General features: G+C 70.8%; 15 protein-coding genes. 13 read left to right on the forward strand and 2 right to left on the reverse strand.

Annotated elements, in window-relative coordinates:
- Positions 1 to 6: 6 nt before the first annotated feature.
- Positions 7 to 555: an ABATE domain-containing protein gene (locus ITJ62_RS02510; RefSeq protein ID WP_194599548.1), complete on the reverse strand. Its 549-nt coding sequence runs from the start codon at positions 553 to 555 to the stop codon at positions 7 to 9.
- 14 nt (positions 556 to 569) lie between these two features.
- Between ITJ62_RS02510 and ITJ62_RS02515 the strand changes: the two genes are divergently transcribed.
- From ITJ62_RS02515 to ITJ62_RS02565, 11 genes are all read left to right on the forward strand, one after another.
- Positions 570 to 1,031 carry a carboxymuconolactone decarboxylase family protein gene (locus ITJ62_RS02515; RefSeq protein ID WP_370581788.1) on the forward strand — a complete coding sequence of 154 codons (462 nt, stop codon included), beginning with the start codon at positions 570 to 572 and terminating at the stop codon, positions 1,029 to 1,031.
- On the forward strand, positions 1,028 to 1,948 hold the full coding sequence (locus tag ITJ62_RS02520; protein ID WP_194599549.1) for a phosphotriesterase: 921 nt from the start codon (positions 1,028 to 1,030) through the stop codon (positions 1,946 to 1,948). The genes ITJ62_RS02515 and ITJ62_RS02520 overlap by 4 nt, the downstream gene beginning before the upstream one ends.
- Positions 1,949 to 2,157: 209 nt before the next feature.
- On the forward strand, positions 2,158 to 2,247 hold the full coding sequence (gene kdpF / locus ITJ62_RS02525; protein WP_056009336.1) for a K(+)-transporting ATPase subunit F: 90 nt from the start codon (positions 2,158 to 2,160) through the stop codon (positions 2,245 to 2,247).
- The gene (gene kdpA / locus ITJ62_RS02530) at positions 2,247 to 3,920 is read left to right on the forward strand and encodes a potassium-transporting ATPase subunit KdpA (RefSeq protein WP_194599550.1); all 1,674 of its coding nucleotides are present in this window, start codon (positions 2,247 to 2,249) and stop codon (positions 3,918 to 3,920) included. Before kdpF ends, kdpA begins: the two co-directional genes overlap by 1 nt.
- A gap of 279 nt (positions 3,921 to 4,199) precedes the next feature.
- The gene (gene kdpB, locus ITJ62_RS02535; RefSeq protein WP_194599551.1) at positions 4,200 to 6,365 is read left to right on the forward strand and encodes a potassium-transporting ATPase subunit KdpB; all 2,166 of its coding nucleotides are present in this window, start codon (positions 4,200 to 4,202) and stop codon (positions 6,363 to 6,365) included.
- Between the two features lie 33 nt (positions 6,366 to 6,398).
- Positions 6,399 to 7,007, forward strand: coding sequence for a potassium-transporting ATPase subunit KdpC (gene kdpC / locus ITJ62_RS02540; protein WP_194599552.1), 609 nt, complete (start codon positions 6,399 to 6,401; stop codon positions 7,005 to 7,007).
- 78 nt (positions 7,008 to 7,085) lie between these two features.
- Entirely contained in the window at positions 7,086 to 9,581 is a 2,496-nt protein-coding gene (locus tag ITJ62_RS02545) for a DUF4118 domain-containing protein (protein WP_194599553.1), read from the forward strand.
- On the forward strand, positions 9,578 to 10,264 hold the full coding sequence (locus ITJ62_RS02550) for a response regulator (RefSeq protein ID WP_159877263.1): 687 nt from the start codon (positions 9,578 to 9,580) through the stop codon (positions 10,262 to 10,264). Before ITJ62_RS02545 ends, ITJ62_RS02550 begins: the two co-directional genes overlap by 4 nt.
- A 154-nt stretch (positions 10,265 to 10,418) precedes the next feature.
- On the forward strand, positions 10,419 to 10,871 hold the full coding sequence (locus tag ITJ62_RS02555; protein WP_194599554.1) for an SRPBCC family protein: 453 nt from the start codon (positions 10,419 to 10,421) through the stop codon (positions 10,869 to 10,871).
- The gene (locus ITJ62_RS02560; RefSeq protein ID WP_194599555.1) at positions 10,861 to 11,001 is read left to right on the forward strand and encodes a hypothetical protein; all 141 of its coding nucleotides are present in this window, start codon (positions 10,861 to 10,863) and stop codon (positions 10,999 to 11,001) included. The genes ITJ62_RS02555 and ITJ62_RS02560 overlap by 11 nt, the downstream gene beginning before the upstream one ends.
- Positions 11,002 to 11,044: 43 nt before the next feature.
- Positions 11,045 to 12,280: an MFS transporter gene (locus tag ITJ62_RS02565; protein WP_194599556.1), complete on the forward strand. Its 1,236-nt coding sequence runs from the start codon at positions 11,045 to 11,047 to the stop codon at positions 12,278 to 12,280.
- 81 nt (positions 12,281 to 12,361) lie between these two features.
- Here the strand turns inward: ITJ62_RS02565 and ITJ62_RS02570 are convergent, their stop codons facing one another.
- Positions 12,362 to 13,816 (reverse strand): threonine/serine exporter ThrE family protein, encoded by a 1,455-nt coding sequence (locus ITJ62_RS02570; RefSeq protein ID WP_228497932.1) that lies wholly within the window; start codon positions 13,814 to 13,816, stop codon positions 12,362 to 12,364.
- Between the two features lie 146 nt (positions 13,817 to 13,962).
- On the opposite strand from ITJ62_RS02570, the gene ITJ62_RS18860 reads away from it, so the two are divergent.
- Positions 13,963 to 15,384, forward strand: a complete 1,422-nt coding sequence (locus ITJ62_RS18860) for an HNH endonuclease signature motif containing protein (protein WP_228497782.1) — start codon at positions 13,963 to 13,965, stop codon at positions 15,382 to 15,384.
- A 94-nt stretch (positions 15,385 to 15,478) separates the two neighbouring features.
- Positions 15,479 to 16,903, forward strand: coding sequence for an APC family permease (locus tag ITJ62_RS02580; RefSeq protein WP_194600218.1), 1,425 nt, complete (start codon positions 15,479 to 15,481; stop codon positions 16,901 to 16,903).
- The last annotated feature ends 70 nt before the right edge of the window (positions 16,904 to 16,973 follow it).

Raw genomic sequence — 16,973 nt, forward strand, 5'->3', positions numbered from 1 at the left:
CCCGGATCAGTCGGCGCTCGGAGCGCCCTGTCGCGCACGGTGGGCGCGGACCCGGCCCCGGCTGGCACAGGCCGGCGACGGACACCAGTGCCGCCTGCCGGAGGTGTCGAGGAACACCCAGCGGCAGTCGACCTCGGCGCACTGACGCAACAGCTCCCGGTCCGGCCCCTGCAGCATCACCAGCGCCTGGACGGCGATTCCGGCGAGCGCCGCGTCGAGCGGGACGCCGTCGGGAGCGGGACCGCTCCACAGCGCTCCGGCCGACCTCGACGCGTGCTCACGCACCTGCGCCAGTGCTTCCGGATCCGGCTCGCGCTTCGCCACCGACGCCATCGCCATCTCGCGGAGCGCTTCCCGCAACCGCACGAGCCGGTCGAGGTCGTCGGCGCTCAGCTCGCCATCCACCCCGAACCCGACCAGGCCGAGCCACCGCCGCCCCGCCTCGGGCGTCCCGATCCGCTCCACCGGCCGCGTTCCGAAGCTCTGCCCCTGCGTGGCGAGCAGGTTCAGCCAGGTGGCTCCGCCGTCGAAGCGGAAGTCGGTCTCGGTCGTCATAGTTCGAGTGTAACGTGTCAACCGTTACAACGGCGATCGGTGAGAGCAGGACGAGCGAGGGAGCGACGATGCAGGGAGCGACGATGCACGAGGTGTTCGATGTGGCGGCCGGCCGCGAACGACTGGCGGAGCTGCAGGACGAGACGACGACCGCTGCCTGGCGCGCGACGGTCGATGCGGCGGCGCCGGGCTTCGACGAGTGGATCGTCGGCGCCGTGTTCGGTGGGACCTACCAACGCGACGGCCTGACGCCGCGCGACCGACAACTGCTCATCATCGGTGCGCTGACCGCGCTCGGCGGCGTCGACCCGCAACTCAGCGGTCACCTCGCGACGTCGGTCCGGATCGGGATGACCCGGACGGAGCTCGCCGAGGCGCTCGTCCACCTCGTGCCGTATGTCGGTCTGCCCCGCGTGATGGCGGCCCTGCGACTCCTGCCCGAAGCGGCGACCGGCGTGGATGCCGACACGCGATGACCCGGGTGATCCGCACGGTGCTCGGTGACATCGACCCGGCCACGGCGGGCGTGGTCGACTCGCACGACCACCTCTTCCTCCGGACACCGGTCCTGGCCGGTGAGGACCTGGTCGACGAGCCTGACGCCACGACCGCGGTCGAGCGCTTCGCAGCGGTGGGCGGCAGGACCGTCGTCCAGTGGACGCCTCGAGGTCTCGGACGCGGCCTCCCGGCGCTCCGGCGGATCAGTGCGTCGACGGGGGTCCGCGTCGTGGCGGCGACCGGACGTCATCTGCGACGCGTCTACCCCGACGGCGCTGCGGAACCCGCGCGCTCGGCCGACGAGCTCGCAGCGGCGTTCATCGACGACGTCGACCGGCACGGGTGCGGACTGATCAAGATCGGTGTCGGCCTCGACCGCCTCGCCGAGGACGAGCGGGACGCGTTGCGGGCCGCCGCAGTGGCGCATCACGCCACCGGTGCGCCGATCGCGGTGCACCTCGAGCAGGGAGCGGCGGCCGGGCTCGTCCTGGCGGCGCTGGACGCCGACGAGGTGGACCCGAGGTCCATCGTCCTCGGACATCTCGGTCGGAACACTCACGTCGAGCAGATCCTCGATGCCGCGCGTTCCGGCGCGTGGGTGTGCCTCGACACGCCATCGCCGGCTCATCCGATGGACCCCGCTCGACTGGCGCGGATCCTCGAAGCCCTCATCGACGACGGGCACCTGCCCGCACTGCTCCTCGGCGCCGACACGACCACGTCCGCCTCCCGCGCGCGGCCGGACGAGTACGGTCCGGCGGCGCTCCTGACGACCGTCGCACCGCAGTTGGCGAGGGCCCTCGGCGTGGAAGCGGTGTCGACGATCACCCGCGACAACCCCGCCCGCGCGTGGGCGTTCCAGCCCCGCGCACCACGCACCGTAGGGAGGTCGTGAGGATCCACGCGGAAGGCGTATGGAAACCGTGAGGACCGCCGTCGGAGGTCGCTGACGGGTGTTGGCTCTGAGCTGTCCCGAACGGGACACAGCACCACGCACCCGCACCACGCACCCACTGGAGTCCTCTTGCTCGACCTCGTCTACGTGCTCGGCGTCATCGCCGTGTTCGCTCTGGTCGGCCTCGTCGCCCGGGGAGTGGAGAGACTGTGATCGTCTTCGAACTCCTCGCCGCCGTCCTGGCCGTCGCCGCCGTCGTGTACCTCGTGTACGCGCTCGTGAAACCCGAGAGGTTCTGATGCAGACCCTCTTCGCGATCCTCCAGGTCTCGACCCTCGTCCTGGTTCTCGTGCTGCTCTACCGTCCGCTCGGTGAGTACCTCGCCCGGGTCTACACCTCCAGCAAGGACTTCGCCGTCGAACGCGGCTTCTACCGCGTGATCGGTGTCGACGCCCGCTCCGAGCAGACCTGGCAGGCCTACCTCCGCGGGGTGCTCGCCTTCTCGCTCGTCGGCGTCCTCCTCGTCTACGCCCTCCAGCGTGCGCAGGCCGTCCTCCCCTTCGCACTCGGCCTCCCCGCCGTCCCCGAGGGACTGTCGTTCAACACGGCCGCGTCGTTCGTCGCCAACACCAACTGGCAGTCGTACTCCCCCGAGGTCACGATGGGCTACACCGTGCAGCTCACGGGCCTCGCGGTGCAGAACTTCGTCTCCGCCGCCGTCGGCATCGCCGTCGCCATCGCCCTCGTCCGCGGCTTCGCGAGTCGCCGCAGCGGCACCATCGGCAACTTCTGGGTCGACCTCACCCGCGGCACCCTCCGCGTGCTGCTGCCGCTCTCCGTCGTCATGGCGGTCGTGCTCATCGCGGGCGGGACCATCCAGAACCTCAACGGCTTCACCGACGTGACGACCATCACCGGCGCGACGCAGACCATCCCCGGCGGACCGGTCGCCTCCCAGGAGGCCATCAAGCTCCTCGGCACGAACGGCGGCGGGTTCTTCAACGCGAACTCCGCGCACCCCTTCGAGAACCCGACCGCCTGGACGAGTCTCGTCCAGAACATCCTCATGCTCGCGATCCCGTTCTCCCTGCCGCGCACCTTCGGCCGCATGGTCGGCGACCACAAGCAGGGCTACACGATCCTCGCGGTCATGGGCGTCATCTTCCTCGCCTCGTTCTCGATCCTCACGGCGCTCGAAGCCCGCGGCCTCGGTGCAGCACCGCTGGCCGCCGGCGGCGCGATGGAGGGCAAGGAGCAGCGTTTCGGTGTCTTCGCCTCGACGCTGTTCGGCTCGACCTCGACGCTCACCTCGACGGGTGCCGTCAACTCGATGCACGACTCCTACACGGCACTCGGCGGCATGATGCCGATGATCAACATGATGCTCGGCGAGATCGCCCCCGGCGGCGTCGGCTCAGGCCTGTACGGCATGCTCGTGCTCGCCGTCATCGCCGTGTTCATCGGTGGGCTGCTCGTCGGCCGGACCCCGGAGTACCTCGGTAAGAAGATCGGCCCGCGGGAGATCAAGCTCGCGAGCCTGTACATCCTCGTGACGCCGACCCTCGTGCTCGCCGGCACCGCACTGAGCTTCGCCATCCCCGGCGTCCGCTCGGACGTGGAGACGACGTCGATCTGGAACCCGGGCCTCCACGGCCTGTCCGAGGTCCTCTACGCCTTCACCTCCGCCGCGAACAACAACGGTTCCGCGTTCGCCGGCCTCACGGCGAACACCCCGTGGTTCAACACGGCCCTCGGTGTCGCGATGCTCCTCGGTCGCTTCATCCCGATCGTGCTCGTCCTCGCGCTCGCCGGTTCGCTGGCCGCGCAGGACCGGGTCCCCTCGACGGCCGGAACGCTCCCGACCAACCGGCCGCAGTTCGTCGGCCTCCTCACCGGTGTCGCAGTGATCATCACCGCACTCACCTACTTCCCCGTCCTCGCGCTGGGTCCCCTGGCGGAAGGGCTGTCATGAGCCACGTCCACGACGCACACCGCGTGATCATCACCGCACGCACCTCCTTCCCCGTACTCGCGCCAGGTCCCCTGGCGGAAGGGCTGTCATGAGCCACGTCCACGACGCACACCGCGTGATCATCACCGCACCCACCTCCTTCCCCGTACTCGCGCCAGGTCCCCTGGCGGAAGGGCTGTCATGAGCCACGTCCACGACGCACACCGCGTGATCATCACCGCACCCACCTCCTTCCCCGTACTCGCGCCAGGTCCCCTGGCGGAAGGGCTGTCATAAACCATGTCCACCACGCACACGCTTCCCGCCCCGGCGGAACCCGAGCAGGAGCAGGACCACCACCACGAGCCCGCGAAGGCCGCGTTCGGTCCGGCGCAGTTGCTCGCCGCGACCCCGGGCGCCTTCCGCAAACTCGACCCGCGGCTGATGGTCAAGAACCCGGTCATGTTCATCGTCGAGGTCGGGGCTGCACTGACGACCGTCCTCGCGATCGCCGAACCGTTCCTCGGTGGCGCGCAGGAGTCCGGCGGGTCGGCCGTGCCGGCGTCGTTCACCTGGGGCATCGCCATCTGGCTGTGGCTCACGGTCGTCTTCGCGAACCTCGCTGAGTCCGTGGCCGAGGGACGCGGCAAGGCGCAGGCCGACAGCCTCCGCAAGACGCGCACCTCGACCATGGCGAACCAGGTCACGACCTACGACGCCTCGGCGGACCCGTCCGCGGAGCACGCCGCCATCGGCCAGGTCTCCTCGGCGGACCTCACCCTCGGCGACGTCGTCGTGGTGACCGCCGGCGAGCTCGTCCCGGGCGACGGCGACATCGTCTGGGGCATCGCCTCGGTCGACGAGTCGGCGATCACGGGCGAGTCGGCCCCGGTCGTCCGCGAGTCCGGCGGTGACCGCAGCGCCGTCACGGGCGGCACCCGCGTGCTGTCCGACCGCATCGTCGTCCGCATCACCTCGAAGCCCGGCGAGACCTTCGTCGACCGCATGATCGGCCTCGTCGAGGGTGCGGCGCGGCAGAAGACGCCGAACGAGATCGCGCTCAACATCCTGCTCGCGAGCCTGTCGATCGTGTTCGTGGTCGTCGCGCTGACGCTCAACCCGATCGCCTCCTATGCGGCGGCTCCCGTCAGCGTCCCGGTCCTCATCGCCCTCCTCGTCTGCCTCATCCCGACGACCATCGGCGCCCTGCTCTCGGCCATCGGCATCGCCGGCATGGACCGACTCGTGCAGCGCAACGTGCTCGCGATGTCCGGCCGCGCGGTCGAGGCCGCCGGCGACGTCACGACCCTGCTGCTCGACAAGACCGGCACCATCACCTACGGCAACCGCCAGGCGGTCGAGTTCATCGCCCTCCGCGGTGTCACGCCGGAAGAGCTCGCGCAGGCAGCCGCCCGGTCCTCGCTCAGCGACCCGACGCCCGAGGGCAAGTCGATCGTCGACCTCGCGGCCGAGCGTGGCATCCACCTGGACGGGTCCGGGGCTGGCGAGATCGTCCCGTTCACCGCGCAGACCCGCATGAGCGGCCTCGACCAGCCGGACGGCGCACAGATCCGCAAGGGTGCCGGCTCGGCCGTACTGGCCTGGGTGGAGTCGTTCGGATCCCTTGCCGAGGCGACCCGCGCCGAGCTCCAGGAGCACGTCGAGGCGGTGTCCGCCGGCGGCGGCACCCCGCTCGTCGTCGCGCAGACCGACACCACCGGCACCGCGCGGGTGCTCGGCGTCGTCCGCCTGAAGGACGTCGTGAAGGCCGGCATCGCGGAGCGGTTCGCCGAGCTGCGCGCCATGGGCATCCGCACGGTCATGATCACGGGTGACAACCCGCTCACCGCCAAGGCGATCGCCGCCGAGGCCGGAGTCGACGACTTCCTGGCCGAGGCGACGCCCGAGCAGAAGCTCGAGCTCATCCGCAAGGAGCAGGAGGGTGGCAACCTCGTCGCGATGACCGGTGACGGTACGAACGACGCTCCGGCGCTCGCACAGGCCGACGTCGGTGTCGCGATGAACACGGGCACCTCCGCTGCGAAGGAGGCCGGCAACATGGTCGACCTCGACTCCGACCCGACGAAGCTCATCGACATCGTCCGGATCGGCAAGCAGCTGCTCATCACCCGAGGCGCCCTCACGACGTTCTCGATCGCGAACGACGTCGCCAAGTACTTCGCGATCATCCCGGCCATGTTCGCCGGGGTGTTCCCGGGGCTCGCACTGCTCAACATCATGCAGCTGCACTCCCCCGCGTCGGCGATCCTCTCGGCGATCATCTTCAACGCGATCATCATCGTGATCCTGATCCCGCTGGCCCTCCGCGGCGTGAAGTACCGACCGCTCAGCGCTTCGAAGGTCCTCAGCCGGAACCTGTTGGTCTACGGGCTCGGTGGCGTCATCGCGCCGTTCATCGGCATCAAGCTCATCGACCTCGTCGTCACCCTGATCCCCGGCTTCTAGCCCCACCCAGCACACGAAAGCAGACAGATCATCATGAGTGCATCCCGCAGCGGCATCGCCCAGTACTGGGTCGCCATCAGGGCCATGCTCGCCCTCACCGTCGTCCTGGGCGTCGGCTACCCCCTCGTCGTCACCGGCATCGGGCAGGCGACGATGTCCTGGCAGGCGAACGGATCCGCCGTCACTGAGGGTGGCGAGACGGTCGGCTCGGCGCTCATCGGGCAGTCGTTCACCGACGCCGACGGCAAGCCGCTGCCGCAGTGGTTCCAGTCGCGTCCGTCGGCGGCCGGCGACGGCTACGACGGTGGGGCGTCGAGCGGCAGCAACCTCGGGCCGGAGAACACCGACCTCGTCGCCTCGATCGAGGAGCGCCGCGCGGCCATCGCCGCCTTCGAAGACGTCGATCCGTCGAGCATCCCCGCCGATGCGCTGACGGCCTCCGCGTCCGGCCTCGACCCGCACATCAGCCCGGCCTACGCGCTGCTGCAGGTGCCCCGCGTCGCCGCCGAGCGCGGCCTCGACGAGGGCGAGGTCCGTGCCCTCGTCGAGCGCCTGACGCAGGGCCCAGACCTCGGCTACCTTGGGGAGTCCACGGTCAACGTCCTGCAGCTCAACCTCGCCGTGGCCGGACTGAACGGATAACACCATGCAGCGCGGACGACACAGCGCGACCCCAGGGGTCGGCAGGCAGAGCGCCCTGCTCCAGGAGAGCTGAACACCATGCAGCGCGGACGACTCCGGGTGCTCCTCGGCGCGGCCCCCGGGGTCGGCAAGACCTACGCCATGCTCGAGGAGGGCCACCGCCTCGCTTCGGAGGGTGTCGACGTGGTCGTCGCGGTCGTCGAGACCCACGGTCGGGCCGCGACGGCCGCCCTGACCGAGGGGCTCGAGACCCTCCCGCGTCGGGGCGTCGAGCACCGGGGCGTGACGCTCGACGAGATGGACCTCGAGGCCGTTCTCGCACGCCGCCCCGGACTCGCGCTCGTCGACGAACTGGCCCACACGAACGCCCCCGGCTCCACGAACGAGAAGCGCTGGCAGGACGTCGAAGCTCTGCTCGCCGCCGGTGTCTCAGTCCTTTCGACGGTGAACATCCAGCACATCGAGTCGCTGAACGACGTCGTCCGGCAGATCACCGGGGCGCCGCAGCGGGAGACGATCCCCGACGCCGTGCTGCGGGCGGCCGACCAGATCGAACTCATCGACCTCGCTCCACAGGCCCTCCGCGACCGGCTCGCCGGCGGCCGGGTCTACCCGGCCGAGCGGATCGACGCCGCCCTGTCCAACTACTTCCGCCTCGGCAACCTCACGGCACTGCGCGAGTTGGCGCTGCTGTGGCTGGCGGACGAGGTCGACTCCGCCCTCCGCGACTACCGTGCCGAACACGGCATCGACAGCACCTGGGAGGCGCGCGAGCGGGTCGTCGTCGCCCTCACCGGCGGCCCGGAGGGCGAGACCCTGCTCCGACGCGGCGCCCGGATCGCAGCCCGCTCCTCCGGTGGCGAGCTCATCGCGGTGCACGTGACGACACAGGACGGCCTCCGCACCGCGAACCCCGGCGCACTCGCGCAGCAGCGGGCGCTCGTCGACACCCTCGGCGGCACCTTCCACCAGGTGGTCGGCGACGACGTGCCGCGCGCGCTCGTGGACTTCGCGAAAGCGGCGAACGCGACGCAGCTCGTCATCGGTGTCAGCCGGCGCAGTCGCCTGTCCGCCGCCGTGACGGGGCCCGGCATCGGCAACACGGTCATCCGCGAGTCGGGCAACATCGACGTCCACATCGTCAACCACGAGGCGGCGGGCGGTCGGTTCCGACTGCCGAAGCTCGGCGGTGCTCTGAGCGCACGGCGCCACATCGCGGGCTTCGCGCTCGCGCTCATCGGCGGGCCGCTCGTCACCTGGCTCCTCCACCTCGCCCGTACCGAGGAGTCGATCACGAGCGAGGTGCTGTCCTACCAGCTCCTCGTCGTGCTCGTCGCGCTCGTGGGCGGGTTCTGGCCGGCGGTGTTCGCCGCCGTCCTGTCGGGGGTCACGCTCGACTTCGTCTTCGTCCAACCGCTCTACACCGTGACCATCGACGACCCGGCGCACCTCGTCGCGCTCGTGCTCTACGTCGTCATCGCGGTGATCGTGAGCGGCGTCGTCGACCTCTCGGCGCGGCGGGCTCGCACGGCGAGGCGCGCGGCGGCGGAGTCCGAGCTGCTCGCGACGGTCGCGGGCAGCGTGCTCCGCGGCGAAGGCGCCCTGCAGGCGCTCGTCAGCCGCACCCGTGAGTCCTTCTCGCTCGCCGGGGTGCGCCTCGTCGCGGGTGAGCAGGTCCTCGCGGTCGACGGCGAACCGACCCGCGGAGGCGACTTCACGAGCATCCCGATCGGCACCCGCGCGGTGCTCGAACTGCACGGTGGCGTGCTCGCCGCGTCCGACCGCCGCTTGCTCGCCGTCATCGCGGCGCAGCTCGACGCCTCGCTCGAACACACCGATCTGCGCGCCACCGCCCAGGAGGTCGGCCCGCTGGCCGCGACCGACCGGGTGCGGAGCGCGCTGCTCTCGGCGGTCAGTCACGACCTCCGGCGCCCCCTCGCCGCCGCGACCGCCGCCGTCACCGGCCTGCGCGCGACCGACGTCGAGCTCACCACGGCTGACCGCAGGGACCTCCTCGAGACCGCGGACGACAGCCTGCGCACGCTCGCGGCCCTCGTCACCAATCTGCTCGACGTCAGTCGTCTCCAGGCCGGTGTCCTCGCCGTGACCGTCGCGCCGATCGACGTCGAGGACGCGATCCTGCCGACCTTCGACGAGCTCGGCATCGGGCCGCACGACGCCGAACTCGACCTCGCACCCGACCTCCCGCCCGTCCTCGCCGACGCCGGCCTCCTCCAGCGCGTCATCGTGAACCTCCTGACGAACGCGCAGCGTTTCAGCCCGGACGACACCCCCGTCCGGATCGCGACGAGCGGGTTCCGCGACGCCGTCGAGATCCGCATCGTGGATCACGGCCCGGGCATCGCGCCCGACCGACGCGAGGACGTGTTCGTCCCCTTCCAGCGGCTCGGCGACACCGACAACCTCACCGGTCTCGGCCTGGGACTCGCGCTGTCGAAGGGCTTCGTCGAGGGGATGGGTGGCACACTCGAACCGGAGGACACGCCGGGTGGGGGCCTCACCATGGTGGTGTCACTGCCGGCGGCACGTGATCAGGAGGGGAGCGCTCGATGAAGATCCTGATCGCCGACGACGACCCGCAGATCCTCCGGGCCCTGCGCATCACGCTCACCGCCCGCGGGTACGAGATCATCACGGCCGAGGACGGCACCGCTGCGCTCAACGCCGCGACGACGCACCGGCCCGACCTGTACCTGCTCGACCTCGGCATGCCGGGGCTCGACGGACGGCAGGTGATCGAGGGGCTCCGCGGCTGGACCGACGCGCCCATCCTCGTGGTGTCCGGTCGTGCCGGCTCGACGGACAAGGTCGAGGCGCTCGACGCCGGAGCCGACGACTACGTGACGAAGCCCTTCGCGATCGACGAACTGCTCGCCAGGATCCGCGCGCTCACCCGGCGGGTCCCCGGCGCCGAGGCCGAACCCACCGTGCGGTTCGGCGACATCGTGGTCGACCTCGCCGCGAAGCAGGTCACCAGGCAGACCCCTGGTGCGTCCCCGGCCACCGTCCGCCTGACACCGACGGAGTGGCAGGTGCTCGAGCTGCTCATCCGGAACGCCGGCAAGCTCGTGACCCGACAGATGCTGCTCACGGAGATCTGGGGTCCGACGCACGTGACCGACACCGGCTACCTGCGCCTCTACATCGCGCAGCTGCGGAAGAAGCTCGAACCTGAGCCGGCCACTCCCCGCCACCTGCTCACCGAGGCCGGCATGGGGTACCGCTTCCAGCTCTGAGCGAGCGCTCGCGTCGCGACGGGCAGGGTAACAGGTTGCAGCGCCCGAGGCCATGCCCCCGGAATCGCAGCTTGCACGCGTACCGTCGCAGTCGCGTCCGGGCTTTCCGGACGAGACCCATGCAGGTACCGCAGAACCAGAGAGGATGGCGCTCATGACCCAGGTCATCGAAACCATCGACGTCGACGTTCCCGTCTCCGTCGCCTACAACCAGTGGACCCGCTTCGAGGACTTCCCCAAGTTCCTCGACGAGGTCGACTCGATCACGCAGGTCACCGACACCCTCACGGAGTGGACGGTCAGCGTCGCCGGACAGACCCGCACCTTCGAGGCGGAGATCACCGAGCAGCACCCCGACGAGCGCGTCGCCTGGAACAGCACCGGCGGCGAGGCGGACCACGCCGGCGTCGTCACCTTCCACCGCCTCGAGGACGCCAAGACGCGTGTCACCGTGCAGCTGGACTGGGAGCCCAAGGGCCTCCTCGAGCACCTCGGCTCCGCCGTCGGTGTGGCCGGCCACGCGGTCAAGAAGGACCTCGGCAACTTCAAGAAGCTCGTCGAATCCGAGGGCCAGACCGGACAGGGATGGCGTGGCGATGTCCAGTAACGGACCCCAGTCGGATGCGCAGCGCGCGCACGACGACGACATCGAGCAGGCCGTGACGAAGCCCGAGGAGGTCGACCCCGAGACGGGGACCGACGCCCAGGGCGACCCCGTCGAGAACCCGTCGGGCTAGCAACACGCCCGTCACACCGCATCACCGCCTCTAGGCTCGGAGCATGAGTGCTCGCGCCGGCCAGGCGAACCCCCGCCCCGCGCTGTCCGCCCCTCTTCGGCGGCGGCGCGGGGCGATCTTCGTCTTCATGCTCACCGTCGGCGTGGGCCTGTCGTCGTTCATCGTCCGGACGCCCGCGGTCCGCGACCTCGTGCACGCGAGCACCGCCGAGATGGGACTCATCCTCTTCGGGATCTCCGTCGGCTCGATGACGGGCATCCTGTCGTCCGCGGCGCTCGTCCGCCGGTTCGGTGCGCGTCGCCCGATCGTCATCGGCGGGGCGGCCTTCGTCATCGGGCTCGCCCTGCTCGCTCTCATGGCGGGTGCTGGCCAGGGCGTCGGCGTCTTCCTCGGGCTGATCGGCATCGGCCTGGGCTTCGGCCTCGCCGAGATCGCGATCAACATCGAGGGCGCGATGATCGAGCAGCTGTCCGGGCGGTCCATCCTGCCCGTGCTCCACGGCTGCTACAGCCTCGGATCCGTCATCGGCTCCGTGGCCGGCATCGCGCTCACGGCGATCGCCTTCCCGGTGACGATCCATCTGCTGATCGTCGCGGCCGTCGCTCTGGCGGCGCTGCTGTGGGCGATCCCGAAGATCCCCGCCGAGACCGGACGACAGTCGGACACGGGTGCCGGCTCCCCCGGGATCCGTGCGCAGCTCGCGGTCTGGCGGCAGCAGCGCGTGATCTTCCTCGGGCTCATCGTGCTCGCCCTCGCGCTGGCCGAGGGCGCCGCCGGTGACTGGTTGCCGCTCATCATGGTCGACGGGCACGGCACCACGGCCGCCGTCGGATCGATCGTCTTCGCCGGGTTCGCACTCGCCATGACGATCGGTCGATTCGCGGGTGAACCGCTCCTCGCCCGCTTCGGCAAGGCCAACGTGCTGCGGGTGAGCGCACTGGTGTCGGCGGTCGGGATCGCGCTCGTCGTGTTCTCCGACAGTGTCCTCGTCGCGGGGCTCGCGGTCCTGCTGTGGGGGCTCGGTGCGGCGCTCGGCTTCCCGGTGACCCTCTCGGCGGCAGGTGAGAGCGACGATCCGACGACGACCGTCGGCGCCGTCGCCTCGGCCGGCTACGTCGCGTTCCTCGTCGGTCCGCCGCTGCTCGGATTCCTCGGGGAGCACTTCGGTCTGCGCGGCGCGATGATCGTGGTGCTCGCCGTCGTCGTCCTGGCATCGTTCCTGACGTCCGCGGCGAAGCCCCAGGAGCGGCAGCGGACGGCCTCGCCAGCCGGTCCCTGAGTCGAACTCCGGTCCCTGAACCTGTCGAAGGGCGCGCTTCGACAAGCTCAGTGACCGGAGCCGCTCAGCGGCCGGGGCTGCTCAGCGCGGGTGCCGCTTGGAGCGCCGGATGTACCCGGGCAGCAGCACGCGGCCGGAGACGCCCGTGCGGCGCGCGAGTATCTCGCCGAGGGTGACGCCGGCGGCGAGCGCGAGGCCGGTGAGGCCCGCCTGCAGCAGCTGTTCGACCCCCTCGGAACCCTGCTCGCCGTTCACGAGCGCGAGCATGCCGCGGTAGATCGCGAGCCCGGGCAGCAGCGGCACGATCCCGCAGATGGTGAGGATGATCGCGGGGATCCGCAGCCGCGGGCCGAGCGCCTCCGCGGCGAAGCCGATGATGAGCGCGGCGAGCGCACTGGCTGCGGCGGGCGCGACGCCACTGCCGGAGACGAACACGAAGACGGAGAACGCGATCGCGCCGGTGACCCCGGCGAAGAACGCTGCACGGAGGGCCGCCTGCGAAGCCATCGCCCAGGCGGCGGAGGCCACAGCCGCGCCGACGATCTGCACGGCGACGGGCCACGGGCTCACCGGGAGGTCGAAGAGGACCAGGGAGATGCCGAGGCGCCGGGCGAGGTCGAGGACGCCACCGATGCCGACGACGATCCCGATGGTGAGGAGCATCACTTCGACGAGGCGTCCGCTCGCGGTGACCGGGAACCCGTTGATCGCGTCGTCGGCCGCTCCCACCAGGGATGCCCCGGCGAGGAGGACGACGATGCCCGACGCGACGATGAGGGCGGGCGGCAGGGCGGAGAGGTCGTCCGGGACGTAGGGGCTGAGGATCGAGATGAGGACGGCGACGGTCGTGGCGATGGCCGCCCCGGTGAGTTGAAGGAAGAAGACGGGCAGCTTCCAGACGTTCAGGGCCCGGAACGCGCTGTCGATGAGTGCCGTGGTGGCTGCGGCGAGCAGCATCGAGACCACGCCACCGCCGAGGAGGACCGCGACGGCCGCCGCCATGGTCGACAGCAGCACGGTGATGAAGCCGCGACGGTAGGTGCGACGTGCGGTGAGGATGCGGTCGAGGTCGCGGTGGGCGGCGCCGAGGCGGGCGTGCAGTTCGTCGCGGAGGTCGGCCTCGTCGTCGCGGGCGACGTCGGTGACCGTCATGATCGGTTCGGATCGGTTGGTGATGCCCTCGGCGACCACGACGACCTTGGCGAGGCGGTCGAAGTCGGCGGAGGGCGAGCGGACTACGCGGAGCACGGTGACGCCCGGTGACAGCTCGGACCCGTCGTGCGCGATGAGGATGGAGGTGAAGGTGAGGTCGACCTGGCATTCGAGGTCGAACGCGCGGCACACCCGGCGGATGGCGTCGGTGACCTCGGCCGCTGCGGCTCCGAGTGCCAGCATCGACTCGCCGATCCGGCCGGCCAACTCGAGCACCTCGCGCACGGGCCGTTCGGCGTTGAGGCGGACGACCGCCTGCTCGTCGACGCCCTCCGGCGCCGCTCCTCGGACTCCCCCGGCCAGCTGACTCAGCAGCGAACGCATACCCACCCGCTCATCGTACGAGCCACCGGTGACGGCGGGCTCGCCCTGGTGTTCGGCGGTCGTCTGTGCGAGGCGATGGGCGGGTCCGAGCGGCTCGGATCCTGGTGATCATCTCGAATGTCAGTGGTCCATGTTGGACTGGAGTCATGACCGAGACCGCCACGTTCGAGGGCCCCGAGGTGCACGAGCGCTCGGGGTATCCGGAGCACCCGGAACACCCGAGCGATGCGTTCGCGGCTCGGATGGCGTCGTTCACCGACCGCTTCGTCGACCTCGCCCGGCGGCGCGCGGCGCTCGAAGCCGAGGAGGCGCGGCTGCTGGCCGAGGCCTTCTCCTACGCCGATGCCACCGCGTCAGCGCTCGTCTCCGCGAGCACCACCTCCACCGACGCACGCGACCTCGCGAGGCGCTCGATGTGCGCGTCGCTCGCGATCGCCACGAGGATGTCCGAGCCGACGCTCCAGGCGCGGGTCGGCGACGCGGAGGCGCTCGTCCACCACGCACCCACCGTGCTCGAGGCCCTCGCGGAGGGTTCCATCAGCGGCGGTCACGCCCGCGCGATCACCGACCAGCTGCGCGACGTCCCGGTGGAGGGCCGCGCGGTGTTCGTGGAGCAGGTGTTGCCCGTCGCCCTCCGATCGACGACCGCACGCCTGCGTCAGCGCGCGAGGGTCGTGCGGGAGCGGCTGCACCCCGAATCGATCACCGCCCGGCGCACGCGCTCGATCACCGACCGCCGTGTCGAGCTCGAGGCCGCGGCCGACGGCATGGCCTGGCTGCACCTGTTCACCACGGCCCCGCTGGCGCACGCGATCAGGAACCGCCTCGACGCCGTCGCGGTGACGGCGCGGATCGCCGGCGACACCCGCACGCTCGCGCAGCTGCGCGCCGATGCCCTCGCGTCGCTCGCCGTCGCCGGCACGGTGCGCGACGACGTCGGTCCCATCCCGGTCGACCCGGAGACGACCGGGACGTTCACGTGGCTCCCCGGTTCCGCGCCGCTCGACGACGCCGCCAGGATCGCCGAAGAGGCGGTCGCCGCCGGGGCCGACCCCCTGCTCGCCGAGCCCGTCGGCATCGAGGCCCGCATCAGGGCCACCGTCCAGATGACCGTCCCAGCGCTGTCCACCCTCGGCGTCACCGAAGAACCCGGCGTGCTCGACGGCTACGGCCCGATCGACCCCGACACCGCTGCCCGACTCGCGGTCACCGCGCCCTCGATGACCCGCATCCTCACCCAACCGGAAACGGGAGCCGTCGTGTCCGTCGGGCGCGAGCAGTACCGGGTACCGGCAGACCTCGCGCGCGCCGTCCGCCTGCGAGACACCACGTGTCGGGCTCCGGGCTGCGGACGAGCGGCCCGGAACTGCGACCTCGACCACTCGGTCGCCTGGCAGGACGGCGGCACGACAGCGGTCGACAACCTGGCCTGTCTCTGCCGACATCATCACCGGCTGAAACACCTGCCGGGTTGGAACCTCGAACACCGTCCCGGCGGCATCCTCACCTGGACCACACCCGACGGCCGACGACACGAGACCAGACCGGAGCTCGCCGAGACCGGGTGAGTGCGAGCGCGCCCGACGCTCCTCGCACCCACGGTTACGATGGATCCCTGTGACTGATCGCCGACTCCCGCTCCTCGCGCAGCTGCGCCGGCGCATGCCGCTCGTCCGACTCGGGACGGATCCCGCCGACCCGGGGACGTCGCTCCGCCGTTCGCTCGGTGTCTGGCAGCTCACGATGATCAGCGTCGGTGCGACGCTCGGCACGGGCATCTTCGTCGTGCTCGGCACCGCAGTTCCGCTCGCCGGACCCGCCGTCTGGATCGCGTTCGCGGTCGCCGGGCTCGCAGCACTCCTGTCGGCCCTGTCCTACGCCGAGATGGCCGGTTCGGTGCCGGTCTCCGGATCCAGCTACTCCTACGCCTACGCGACCATGGGTGAGGGCGTCGCCTGGGTGTGCGGGTGGTGCCTCGTGCTCGAGTACGGGGTCTCCGTCGCGGCGGTCGCCGTCGGCGCCGGGCAGTACGTGAACGAGGCGCTCGCGGTGTTCGGCCTGGGACTGCCGCCGGCACTCGCGAACCCGATCGGCGTCGCCGACGGACTGATCAACCTGCCGGCCGCGGCCCTCGTCCTGCTCGCGATGCTGCTGCTCGTCCGCGGTGCGAAGGACAGCGCCTGGGCGAACACGATCATGGTGTTCGTGAAGCTCGCCGTGCTGCTCGTCTTCGTCGTCATCGCGTTCTCGGCGTTCTCGCTCGGCAACTTCGAACCGCTCGCGCCCATGGGGGTCGCCGGTGTCGCGGCAGCCTCAAGCCGCCTGTTCTTCTCCTACATCGGCTTCGATGCGGCGTCGACCGCCGGCGATGAGGCGACGAACCCGCGCCGCGACCTGCCGCGCGCGATCATCCTGTCGATGGTGATCGTCACCGCCGTCTACATCCTCGTCGCCATCGCCGCGATCGGTGCCCGCCCGTGGACCGAGTTCGCCGACGACGAGTCCGCGTTCGTCGGCATCCTCACCGAGATCACCGGACAGCCGATCGTCGCGCTCTTCTTCTCCATCGGCGCGGTCATCGCGATCGCGAGCGTGGTGCTCACCGTCTACTACGGGCAGACGCGCATCCTGTACCGGATGGCGCAGGACGGCATGGTGCCGCGGGTGTTCTCGCGCGTCGGTCGCCGCAGTGGGACACCCGTCGCCGGGACCGTCATCGTCGGAGCGGTCGTCGCCGTGGTCGCCGCCCTCATCCCCCTCGGCGAGCTCGCCGACACCACGAGCATCGGCACGCTGTTCGCGTTCGCCCTCGTGAACCTGTCGGTCATCCTCCTGCGTCGCCTGCGTCCCGACCTCGACCGCAGCTACTCCGTCCCGCTGTTCCCGGTGGTCCCCGCGCTCGGTATCGTCATGTGCCTCGGGCTGATGGTGTCGCTCGGCGGGACGACCTGGATCGTGTTCCTCATCTGGATGCTCGTCGGCGCGGCGCTCTACCTCGGGTACGGGCGGCGGCACTCGACGGTCGGCGCGCTCAGCGACGCGGAGTATGCCGAGGCGATCGCGGCGGAGGACACCTCGCAGAGGTGATGTCCGGGACCGAGATGACGCCCTGTTACGGGCGAGGCCGATTGCCAGGCGACGTCCGGGACTCGTGATG

The sequence above is a fragment of the Plantibacter sp. VKM Ac-2876 genome, from assembly GCF_015350715.1.
In the GTDB taxonomy this organism is placed as follows: Bacteria; Actinomycetota; Actinomycetes; order Actinomycetales; family Microbacteriaceae; genus Plantibacter; species Plantibacter auratus.

Excerpts from the sequence above, each read along its gene's own strand:
- ITJ62_RS02510 (WP_194599548.1), bottom strand. The coding sequence starts at position 555 with ATGACGACCGAGACCGACTTCCGCTTCGACGGCGGAGCCACCTGGCTG.
- ITJ62_RS02520 (WP_194599549.1), top strand. The coding sequence starts at position 1,028 with ATGACCCGGGTGATCCGCACGGTGCTCGGTGACATCGACCCGGCCACG.
- kdpA (WP_194599550.1), top strand. The coding sequence starts at position 2,247 with ATGCAGACCCTCTTCGCGATCCTCCAGGTCTCGACCCTCGTCCTGGTT.
- kdpB (WP_194599551.1), top strand. The coding sequence starts at position 4,200 with ATGTCCACCACGCACACGCTTCCCGCCCCGGCGGAACCCGAGCAGGAG.
- kdpC (WP_194599552.1), top strand. The coding sequence starts at position 6,399 with ATGAGTGCATCCCGCAGCGGCATCGCCCAGTACTGGGTCGCCATCAGG.
- ITJ62_RS02545 (WP_194599553.1), top strand. The coding sequence starts at position 7,086 with ATGCAGCGCGGACGACTCCGGGTGCTCCTCGGCGCGGCCCCCGGGGTC.
- ITJ62_RS02550 (WP_159877263.1), top strand. The coding sequence starts at position 9,578 with ATGAAGATCCTGATCGCCGACGACGACCCGCAGATCCTCCGGGCCCTG.
- ITJ62_RS02555 (WP_194599554.1), top strand. The coding sequence starts at position 10,419 with ATGACCCAGGTCATCGAAACCATCGACGTCGACGTTCCCGTCTCCGTC.
- ITJ62_RS02560 (WP_194599555.1), top strand. The coding sequence starts at position 10,861 with ATGTCCAGTAACGGACCCCAGTCGGATGCGCAGCGCGCGCACGACGAC.
- ITJ62_RS02565 (WP_194599556.1), top strand. The coding sequence starts at position 11,045 with ATGAGTGCTCGCGCCGGCCAGGCGAACCCCCGCCCCGCGCTGTCCGCC.
- ITJ62_RS02570 (WP_228497932.1), bottom strand. The coding sequence starts at position 13,816 with ATGCGTTCGCTGCTGAGTCAGCTGGCCGGGGGAGTCCGAGGAGCGGCG.
- ITJ62_RS18860 (WP_228497782.1), top strand. The coding sequence starts at position 13,963 with ATGACCGAGACCGCCACGTTCGAGGGCCCCGAGGTGCACGAGCGCTCG.
- ITJ62_RS02580 (WP_194600218.1), top strand. The coding sequence starts at position 15,479 with ATGCCGCTCGTCCGACTCGGGACGGATCCCGCCGACCCGGGGACGTCG.